This is a genomic window from Paraburkholderia sp. (assembly GCF_035501035.1).
Taxonomy (GTDB): Bacteria; Pseudomonadota; Gammaproteobacteria; order Burkholderiales; family Burkholderiaceae; genus Paraburkholderia.
Genome location: NZ_DATJWR010000011.1, coordinates 1 through 6,957, shown reverse-complemented (window position 1 = coordinate 6,957; position 6,957 = coordinate 1). Strand labels below are relative to the sequence as shown.

Sequence of the window (6,957 nt, the reverse complement as noted above, 5' to 3'; positions counted from 1 at the left end):
CGCGCCTTCGCTCCATCGCATTGAACTGCCTACGCGCTGCGAACGTTCAGAATATCTCCGTTGAGCTGCACCGGCACGCGATGAACTTTGAACGATTGCGTAAGTGCGCTCGTGGGGATGCGAGAACCTAACAGCCCTGGGGTAGACCCGCCTTGACAAGCGCGCAAATACACTCCGATAATGCGCTGGACGTTCGCTAAACGAATCAGTGTTCGTATATAGAACTTTTTGCGATCGAGTGACGTGGACCTTCCGCGATGCCCATCGCTTTCAGGAACAGGCATGATCAACAAGATTTTCGACTCGCTTCAAGCCGCCGTGGCCGACGTACATGACGGTGCCACGGTGATGATCGGCGGCTTCGGCACGGCCGGTATGCCCTCCGAACTGATCGACGCGCTCATCGCGCAGGGTGCACGCGATCTCACGATCGTCAACAACAACGCGGGCAACGGCGATACCGGGCTGGCCGCGTTGCTCAAGGCGAAGCGCGTGCGCAAGATCATCTGCTCGTTTCCGCGCCAGACCGACTCGTATGTGTTCGACGCGCTCTACCGCTCCGGCGAAATCGAGCTCGAACTCGTGCCGCAAGGCAATCTGGCCGAGCGCATCCGCGCGGCGGGCGCCGGCATTGGCGGCTTTTTCACGCCCACCGGCTATGGCACGAAGCTAGCCGAAGGCAAGGAAACGCGCCTGATCGACGGCCGCCACTATGTGCTCGAGTCGCCGCTGCATGCCGACTTCGCACTCATCAAGGCGTACAAGGGCGATCGCTGGGGTAACCTCGTCTACCGCAAGACGGCTCGCAACTTCGGTCCGATCATGGCCAGCGCGGCGAAGGTCGCCATTGCACAGGTTTCGGAAGTCGTGCAGCTCGGCGAGCTCGATCCCGAGGTGATCGTGACCCCCGGCATTTTCGTGCAGCGCGTCGTGGAAGTGCCGCAAGCCGCGCATCAAGCGCATGAGCAGCACGGCGGCCAGGCAGCCTGAAGGAACGGAGAAAGGCAATGAAACGACTGAATCGCGACGAAATGGCCAAGCGCGTGGCCGCGGACATTCCCGAAGGCGCGTATGTGAATCTCGGTATCGGCGTGCCCACGCTGGTGGCCAACCATCTCGATCCGAGCAAGGAAATCTTCCTGCACAGCGAGAACGGCCTGCTCGGCATGGGCCCGGCCCCCGCGCCCGGCCGGGAAGACGACGAGCTCATCAATGCCGGCAAGCAGCACGTCACGCTGCTCACGGGCGGCGCCTATTTCCATCACGCTGACTCGTTCGCGATGATGCGCGGCGGCCACCTCGACTACTGTGTGCTCGGCGCATTCCAGGTATCGGTGAAGGGCGACCTCGCGAACTGGCACACAGGCGCGCCCGACGCGATTCCGGCCGTAGGCGGCGCAATGGACCTCGCACTCGGCGCTAAGCAGGTGTTCGTCATGATGGAACTGCTGACGAAGCAGGGCGAGAGCAAGCTCGTTAGCGAATGTTCGTATCCGGTGACGGGCGTGGGCTGCGTCGGCCGCATCTACACCGACCTCGCCGCGTTCGACGTGACGCCGGAGGGTCTCGCCGTGCGCGAGATCTATTCGGACATCGACTTCGACGCCCTCCAGAAGCTCGCCGGCGTGCCGCTGATCGACGCGACGCAAAACCGCCGCGCAGCGTAAACTGGCGACCTGCGTGCAGTTGCTGTTACGCACGCGTTTGTGGCGCGGCAACCGGCGACATTCGTCGCCGGTTGCCGCGCCATCTGTGCCTGAGCGCCTGATTTTTTCTTTGCACCATATTCCATGATTGAACGCCTGACGAGCCTGATCTGCGGGACCGAGCCGATGAACGCCGTCTGGTCGCCGGACGCCACGCTGCAACGCATGCTCGACGTCGAGGCGGCGCTTGCGCGTGCCTGCGCTGCGCATGGCGTGATTCCGCAGTCGGCCGTGGCGGCGATCGTCGAGGCATGCGTTGCCGACCAGCTCGATGCGCCTTCGCTCGCGCGCGACGCGGCGCTCGGCGGCAATCTGGCGATTCCGCTCGTCAAGCAGCTCACGGCGCGGGTGAAGGCCGCCGACCCCGAGGGTGCCAAGTACGTGCATTGGGGCGCCACGAGCCAGGACATCATCGATACCGCCACCGTGCTGCAGTTGCGCGATGCGCTTGCGCTCATCGAGCGCGGCATCGACGCGACCTGTGCGACGCTGGCCGATCTTGCACGCAAGCATCGTGCGACGCCCGCGGTCGGGCGCACGTGGCTGCAGCAGGCGCTGCCCATTACGCTCGGCCTCAAATTCGCGCAGTGGCTCGACGCCATGCTGCGTCATCGCGAGCGGCTCGCTGCGCTGCGTGAACGCGCGCTCGTGCTGCAGTTCGGTGGCGCGGCGGGCACGCTTGCCAGCCTGCGCGACGCCGCGCCGAAGGTGAGCGCCACGCTTGCGCAGGAACTCAGTCTCACGCTGCCTTCCCTGCCGTGGCACACCCAGCGCGACCGCATTGCCGAGGCCGCGTCGTTCTTCGGCATGCTGATCGGCACGCTCGGCAAGATCGCGCGTGACATCTCCCTGCAGATGCAGACCGAGATCGGCGAACTGGCCGAACCGTCGGCGGCCGGCAAAGGCGGCTCCTCGACCATGCCGCACAAGCGCAATCCCGTGGGTTGCGCAGCAGTCCTGACGGCTGCGGCGCGCGCGCCTGGCCTCGTCGCGACGGTGTTCTCGGGCATGGTCCAGGAACACGAGCGCGCGCTTGGCGGCTGGCAGGCCGAGTGGGACGCGCTGCCCGATCTCGCCCGTCTCGCGGGTGGGGCGCTCGCGCAGATCGAACAGATCACGGCCGGCCTCGAAGTTCGGCCCGAGCGCCTCGCGGCGAACCTCGATACGACGCACGGCCTCATTCTCGGCGAAGCGGTGATGCTCGCACTCGGCGATCAGATCGGCCGGCTCGACGCGCACCATCTCGTCGAGCACGCTTCGAAAGCAGCGGTGCAAAGCGGTCGTACGCTCTACGAAGTACTTGCGGCGGACCCCGCCGTCACGCGTCATCTGGACGAAGCGCGCCTGAAGGCGCTGCTCGATCCGGCCAATTACGTGGGCGAGGCGCACGCCTTTGTCGACGCGGTTCTCGCGTCGTATGCCGGGCGCGCCCCCCAATCTTCATCGCAGACTCACGAGGAGTAACACGCATGCCTTACGCAGCCGTCAACGACACGCAGTTGTTCTACCGCATCGACGGTGCGGCGAACCGCACGGCACCGTGGCTGGTTCTGTCGAATTCGCTCGGTAGCGACGTGTCGATGTGGGCGCCGCAGCTGGTCGAATTCGCGAAGCACTTCCGCGTGCTGCGCTACGACACGCGCGGCCACGGCCAATCGGCGGTGCCGAAAGGCCCGTACACGATCGAGCAGTTGACGGGCGACGTGATCGGGCTGCTCGACCATCTGGGCATCGAGCGCGCGCATTTCGCGGGCGTTTCGATGGGCGGCCTGACCGGCGTGGGCCTTGGCGCGCGCTATGGCAATCGCATCGATCGTCTCGTGCTGTGCAATACGGCCGCGAAGATCGGCACGCCGGAAGTCTGGGTGCCGCGTGCGGCGAAGGCGCGCAACGAAGGCATGCTCGCGCTGGCCGACGCGGTGATCCCGCGCTGGTACACGGCCGAATTCATGGCGCGCAATCCGCTCGTGATCGCGCAGGTGCGCGACGTGTTCGTGCATACCGACAATGAAGGCTACGCCTCGAACTGCGACGCCATCAACGCCGCCGACCTGCGCGGCGAAACCGCCTCGATCAAGGCACCCACGCTCGTGATCTCGGGCACGCACGATCTGGCCGCGACGCCCGCGCAAGGCCGCGAACTGGCCGAATCGGTGCAAGGTGCGCGCTACGTCGAACTCAATGCCTCGCACATTTCGAATGTCGAGCTGGCCGACGAATACAACAAGATCGTGGTCGACTTTCTGCTGGAGGCGCGATGAACGAAGAAGAGCGTTACGAAGCGGGCATGCAGGTGCGCCGCAAGGTGCTGGGCGACGCGCATGTCGACCGCTCGATCGCGAATCGCACGGAAGTGACCGAGGAATTCCAGAATCTGATCACGCGCTACGCGTGGGGCGAGATCTGGACACGCGAAGGTTTGCCGCGCCATACGCGCAGCCTGCTGACGATCTCGATGATGGTCGCGCTCAATCGCAGTGAGGAGCTCGCACTGCACCTGCGTGCCGCGCGCAATAACGGCGTGACGCGCGACGAGATCAAGGAAGTGCTGCTGCAGACCGCGATCTATTGCGGCGTGCCTGCGGCGAATTCGGCATTCCATCTCGCCGATCGTATTTTCCGCGAGCAGGATGCGGAGCAGGGCTGAGTCTGCATGCAGAAAACGCGGGGCCTGGGCCCCGCGTTCAGTCGAACACCGGCGACTCCACGCCGAGCACCTTATGCAGGCGCGTGCTGGTCGTTGTGTACTGCAGATGAATTTTTCTTTCGGGAAAGACGTGATGCGCCGCGCCGAACGCGGCGAGCGCGGCTTCGTGGAAGCCCGAGAGGATCAGCTTCTTCTTGCCCGGATAGGTGTTGATGTCGCCTACGGCAAAGATGCCTGGCACGCTGGTTTCGAAGCGCGCCGTGTCCACCGGCAACTGCTTGCGTTCGATGTCGAGGCCCCATTGCGCGATCGGCCCGAGTTGCGGGGACAACCCGTAAAACACGAGCAGGCACTCGAGATCCAGCGCGCGCGTCACGCCGTCGCCGCCAGTCACCTTGATGCGCGCGAGCCTGCCGCCTTCCTCGTCGAAGCCGGTCAGTTGACCGACGATCGACTGCATGTGCCATTCGTCGCATAACGTCCGCATTTTCGCCACTGTCGCTGGCGCCGCGCGAAATCCTTCGCGCCGATGCAGCAGGATCACGCTTTGTGCGATGTCTACGAGCTGCACTGCCCAGTCGAGCGCAGAATCGCCCCCGCCGCACACCACGATGTCCTTGCCGCGAAAGCGTTCGGGGTCGCGCACGCGATAGAACAGCTGCGTGTCGCGATATCGCTCGATACCGCTCAGCTTGAGCGTGCGCGGCTGGAACGAGCCGACGCCCGCTGCGATGAACAAGGTCTTCGTGCAGAACTGCGTGCCCTTGCTCGTCTGCACGAAGAAGCGGTTGTCGGCGCGACGCTCGACGATCTGCACTTCCTCTCCAAGATGAAACGTCGCGCCGAACGGCTCGATCTGCTTCATCAGCGCGTCCACGAGTTGCTGCCCCGTGCACATGGGGATGGCGGGGATGTCGTAGATCGGCTTGTCAGGGTAGAGCTCCGCGCACTGGCCGCCGACCTCGGGCAGCGAATCGACCACGTGGGCGTGAATCTCGAGCAAGCCCAGCTCGAACACCTGGAACAGTCCAACAGGCCCCGCGCCGACGATAAGCGCGTCGGTTTCGATGAGCTGCGGCGGAAAGTGAGCGTTGCGCTCGTCCATCGGCCAACTCTCCTCGGGGCCCCCGGTGCCCCTCGACTCAAACGCGGGAGCAGGCCATGGGGCAGGCGGGACATTCAAGATTCCTACTCTTCGGGCTGCACGTCGGCCACGTAGCGGCGCAGGCAGGCGAGCAGCGCGGCCTCCTCGGCGCGGCTCGCGGCGTCGCTGGCCGAGCCCGCGTCGCGTTCCTCGCCGAACATGGACGCGGGCGCGGGGATCGTATCGACCTCGCGGCCGCCGCGGAAAACGCGAATCTGATGGGTCGCTTCCAGATACTCGGCGATCCAGTGGACGCCCTCGATATGCGTGCCGGTGCGGACTGGCATCTTCATGGGATTTCCTCCTGGCGCAGCGCACGCCGGTGGATGCGCGCTTGCCTCAGTGCCGTTTCGGTGGCGAATACGGAGACGATACGCCGATGGCGCGTTCCGCGCTCGCGCTGTGAGCGCGGGCTACGCGGGTACGGGTGTTGCGCACCCGTGCAGCGTGAATCGAAAGCGAATGGAGGAGCATCATGCCCGACAAGAAACTCGTCGCGCGCGCCCGCGCGGCGAAGCGTGAAGGCAAGTCGGCCAGCACCCAGGCTGGCGTATTCGTGAAGGACGAGATCGAGCGGGTGCGCAAAGGGGAGCACGGCGTGCGCTCGGCCAAACGGGCCATCGCTATTGGACTATCGAAGGCGCGCCGGGCGGGCGTCGATGTGAAGCCGCCGCCCGCGGGCAGCGCAAGCGCAAAGAAAGCAGCCGAGAAGCGCGAGGCCAAGTCACGGGCGCCCAGCAGCGAGAGCACAGAACGGCGCGCCAGTGCGGCGACAGCGGCACTGCGGCGCGAAGGCAGCGCGGGGGCGAGCAAGGCGGCTTTATCGAAGCAGACGAAGACGGCGGCGAGCAAACGCAGTGCGGCGAGCCGCTCGGCCGCCGCGAAGGCGGGCGCACGCACGAAGGGCGCGGACGCACGATCGGCGGCCGCAAAAAAGGCGGCCCGAACCCGGGCCGCCCGTGCGGCGCATCGCTGAGACTGAGGAGTGGAGTGCGCATGCCCGCGTGCAAGGGCCCGAGCCCTCGCACGCGTAGCGCGCTTTACTGCACCGTCGCGAGCACGTCGCGCACCGTGCCAAAGAGGCGCGCGATTTCTTCCTCGCTCACGATGAGCGGCGGCGAGAACGCGAGGATGTCGCCCGTGAAGCGGATCAGCACGCCGGCCTCGAAGCACTTCACGAAAGCCTCGTAAGCCCGTGCACCCGGCGCACCGTCGCGCGACTCGAGTTCGATGCCGGCGACGAGGCCCAGGTTGCGCACGTCCTTCACGTGCTTCTCACCACGCAGCGCGTGCGCGGCGGCTTCGAACTTCGGCGCGAGCGCGTTGGCGCGCTCGAACAGGCCTTCGCGGCGATACAGGTCCTGCGTCGCGATCGCGGCGGCGGCCGCAAGCGGGTGCGCCGAATAGGTGTAGCCGTGGAACAGCTCGATCGCGCCGGGCGCGCCGCTGTTGACGACCGT

9 protein-coding genes are annotated in these 6,957 nt (G+C 65.8%); 6 read left to right on the top strand and 3 right to left on the bottom strand.

The features are described from left to right. The first annotated feature begins 282 nt into the window (after positions 1–282). The 5 genes from VMJ11_RS00820 (at position 283) to pcaC (ending at position 4,353) form a co-directional block, all read left to right on the top strand. On the top strand, positions 283–990 hold the full coding sequence (locus tag VMJ11_RS00820) for a 3-oxoacid CoA-transferase subunit A (protein ID WP_325615937.1): 708 nt from the start codon (positions 283–285) through the stop codon (positions 988–990). A 17-nt stretch (positions 991–1,007) separates the two neighbouring features. Continuing rightward, positions 1,008–1,667, top strand: a complete 660-nt coding sequence (locus VMJ11_RS00815) for a 3-oxoacid CoA-transferase subunit B (protein WP_325615935.1) — start codon at positions 1,008–1,010, stop codon at positions 1,665–1,667. Positions 1,668–1,790: 123 nt separating this feature from the next. Further along, on the top strand, positions 1,791–3,170 hold the full coding sequence (locus tag VMJ11_RS00810; RefSeq protein WP_325615933.1) for a 3-carboxy-cis,cis-muconate cycloisomerase: 1,380 nt from the start codon (positions 1,791–1,793) through the stop codon (positions 3,168–3,170). A 5-nt stretch (positions 3,171–3,175) separates the two neighbouring features. Next, positions 3,176–3,967 (top strand): 3-oxoadipate enol-lactonase, encoded by a 792-nt coding sequence (gene pcaD, locus VMJ11_RS00805; protein WP_325615932.1) that lies wholly within the window; start codon positions 3,176–3,178, stop codon positions 3,965–3,967. Beyond that, the gene (pcaC, locus tag VMJ11_RS00800; RefSeq protein ID WP_325615931.1) at positions 3,964–4,353 is read left to right on the top strand and encodes a 4-carboxymuconolactone decarboxylase; all 390 of its coding nucleotides are present in this window, start codon (positions 3,964–3,966) and stop codon (positions 4,351–4,353) included. The genes pcaD and pcaC overlap by 4 nt, the downstream gene beginning before the upstream one ends. A 37-nt stretch (positions 4,354–4,390) precedes the next feature. On the opposite strand, the gene VMJ11_RS00795 is transcribed toward pcaC, so the two are convergent. Both VMJ11_RS00795 and VMJ11_RS00790 read right to left on the bottom strand, forming a co-directional pair. Continuing rightward, complete coding sequence (locus tag VMJ11_RS00795; protein WP_325615930.1) at positions 4,391–5,458, bottom strand: NAD(P)/FAD-dependent oxidoreductase; 1,068 nt, start codon at positions 5,456–5,458, stop codon at positions 4,391–4,393. 83 nt (positions 5,459–5,541) lie between these two features. Beyond that, positions 5,542–5,790: a hypothetical protein gene (locus tag VMJ11_RS00790; protein WP_325615928.1), complete on the bottom strand. Its 249-nt coding sequence runs from the start codon at positions 5,788–5,790 to the stop codon at positions 5,542–5,544. Between the two features lie 182 nt (positions 5,791–5,972). Here VMJ11_RS00790 and VMJ11_RS00785 point away from each other — a divergent pair, with 182 nt between their 5' ends. Next, positions 5,973–6,473, top strand: a complete 501-nt coding sequence (locus VMJ11_RS00785; protein WP_325615926.1) for a DNA-binding protein — start codon at positions 5,973–5,975, stop codon at positions 6,471–6,473. 64 nt (positions 6,474–6,537) lie between these two features. On the opposite strand, the gene VMJ11_RS00780 is transcribed toward VMJ11_RS00785, so the two are convergent. After that, positions 6,538–6,957: aminotransferase class III-fold pyridoxal phosphate-dependent enzyme (locus VMJ11_RS00780; protein WP_325615924.1), on the bottom strand; the 420-nt coding region annotated here is incomplete at its 5' end.

Bases quoted from the DNA above. Each gene is read 5' to 3' on its own strand.
- VMJ11_RS00820 (WP_325615937.1), top strand. From the start codon at position 283: ATGATCAACAAGATTTTCGACTCGCTTCAAGCCGCCGTGGCCGACGTA.
- VMJ11_RS00815 (WP_325615935.1), top strand. From the start codon at position 1,008: ATGAAACGACTGAATCGCGACGAAATGGCCAAGCGCGTGGCCGCGGAC.
- VMJ11_RS00810 (WP_325615933.1), top strand. From the start codon at position 1,791: ATGATTGAACGCCTGACGAGCCTGATCTGCGGGACCGAGCCGATGAAC.
- pcaD (WP_325615932.1), top strand. From the start codon at position 3,176: ATGCCTTACGCAGCCGTCAACGACACGCAGTTGTTCTACCGCATCGAC.
- pcaC (WP_325615931.1), top strand. From the start codon at position 3,964: ATGAACGAAGAAGAGCGTTACGAAGCGGGCATGCAGGTGCGCCGCAAG.
- VMJ11_RS00795 (WP_325615930.1), bottom strand. From the start codon at position 5,458: ATGGACGAGCGCAACGCTCACTTTCCGCCGCAGCTCATCGAAACCGAC.
- VMJ11_RS00790 (WP_325615928.1), bottom strand. From the start codon at position 5,790: ATGAAGATGCCAGTCCGCACCGGCACGCATATCGAGGGCGTCCACTGG.
- VMJ11_RS00785 (WP_325615926.1), top strand. From the start codon at position 5,973: ATGCCCGACAAGAAACTCGTCGCGCGCGCCCGCGCGGCGAAGCGTGAA.